The 1,630-nt window shown below is 54.3% G+C and carries 3 protein-coding genes; 1 reads left to right on the top strand and 2 read right to left on the bottom strand.

Features of this window, described 5'->3' with window-relative positions; all coding sequences use genetic code 11:
• Positions 1 to 72: 72 nt before the first annotated feature.
• On the top strand, positions 73 to 351 hold the full coding sequence (locus WC359_15435) for a DNA methyltransferase (GenBank protein ID MFA5401844.1): 279 nt from the start codon (positions 73 to 75) through the stop codon (positions 349 to 351).
• Positions 352 to 535: 184 nt separating this feature from the next.
• Here the strand turns inward: WC359_15435 and WC359_15440 are convergent, their stop codons facing one another.
• Positions 536 to 1,243: a hypothetical protein gene (locus tag WC359_15440; protein MFA5401845.1), complete on the bottom strand. Its 708-nt coding sequence runs from the start codon at positions 1,241 to 1,243 to the stop codon at positions 536 to 538.
• Positions 1,243 to 1,630 (bottom strand): hypothetical protein (locus WC359_15445; GenBank protein MFA5401846.1); only part of this gene is annotated, 388 nt, incomplete at its 5' end. The genes WC359_15445 and WC359_15440, both read right to left, overlap by 1 nt.

A 1,630-nucleotide genomic window follows, 5' to 3' on the forward strand; every position in this document is an offset into this window, starting at 1 on the left:
AGTGCCAAACTTATCTGACCTCCGCATCACCCCCGAAGGCGATGTGGTGCTGCTGCTTGGGAGGCCGGGGTAGTGGATAAGCTACCCCTTGACGAAATCATATTAGGTGATTGCCTTGAGGTCATGCCGACATTGGACCGCCGAGTCGGTGAACTGCTGTATCACTTCCCCACCTGTGATTGCAATGGCGCAACCGATTACGGCATAGCCCTTGACCCCTTTAGCGGGGCGGGAACTGTGGCAACCGTGGCAAAGCGGCTAAAACGCCACTACATCGGCATAGAGCTTTCCGAGCAATACTGCGAAATGGCGCGCCGCAGGGTGGCGGCAACCCAGGAACCGATGTTCTGATTTTTTCCCTGATACCCCCGCCACAGGTCGCCACGCTTTACCACAGCCCGCCAGACAAGCGCCGTCCCGTTAGCCGTAGGGATATAGCCTGAAATGACACAGGGCATCCTACGATAGAAAACTCCCCCGCAGGATTACGGGGGAGCGCCCAAAAGGAAAGTAGCATGAAACACAAGCACACTAATTAAATTATATCACAATTCCTATTCAGATCGTCAAGCAATGCCAGCAGATTGTAACAATACATTTCGCGGGGACGCTTTATCCCCGCCTTAATCAGCACTGTGCCATTTAGCCACTGGGCGCGTGGTTCGCTGGCGGGGCTATATTTGAAGTAATATGCCAGCGCATCCGGGCGCTTAAACCACTTGCGCGACCACAGAACGCCGGTGGAATAGACCTCGGAATGCAGGTGCATCGCCGCCCCGTCAGTCCAGCCTATGCGCTCCCCCGCTGTTACTGATTCGCCGAAGCGCTGGGCGGGGTCAATATGCTGATAAAGTATCCACACCGGCAACTCGCCAATCATGCTGCGAATTACAACGCAGCCCCCCGGTGGCGCTGGTTCGCCGACATAGGTTATCTCACCATCAAGGCAGCTCACAACCTCGTGGCGCTCGGTATTATCCTTGTAACGAATATCCAGCGCGCCATGCCAGCAGCCATTCTCACCCTTATTGCCCGGCGGCGGGATAATATGGCGCTCGGCGATTTCGTCAAAATCCACGCCCCGGCTACGGCTGCGGGAGTAATATGCCTTGACATTGCCCCCCGGTTCTACTACTGCCCCGTATTCGTTGCGATCCCAGCCCTCCGGTAGCAGGGCATTATAGACCAACCAGCACCAGGGTTTAATCATGCGCGTTGCGTCAAGGGGATAAAAGGCGTTCATCAGTTCACCTGTCTATATCGTAGGATTGAGCCGGTCATTATCTTAACCGTGCCCGTTGTTTCAGCAGCAAAGCGGATAACCAGATTACCAGCCGTTGCGCCGTTACGGAAGATGCCTGTTATGTTGGCAAGATAGCTGGTATTAATAACCGGCACCCCCGCCGATGCCGTGCCACTATTATATGCAACAGCGCAACCATGCGTTATTGCAGTTAGCGTAGTCGGGATGTGCGTTTGCAATCCCAGCGCCACAAATCCGGCGGGACCATTGACCGCTAATTTAATGCCGGTGGTGGTAACGGATGATTGGAACAATAGCCACACATCAAACACATAGTCCTTGTTGGCTAGAACAGGAAATAATAACCCCGTTACATCGGCAAAGCTG

The organism is Dehalococcoidia bacterium (assembly GCA_041653995.1).
Taxonomy (GTDB): Bacteria; Chloroflexota; Dehalococcoidia; order GIF9; family UBA5629; genus CAIMUM01.

Coding starts and splice junctions, on each gene's coding strand:
- WC359_15440 (MFA5401845.1), bottom strand. CDS start 1,243: ATGAACGCCTTTTATCCCCTTGACGCAACGCGCATGATTAAACCCTGG.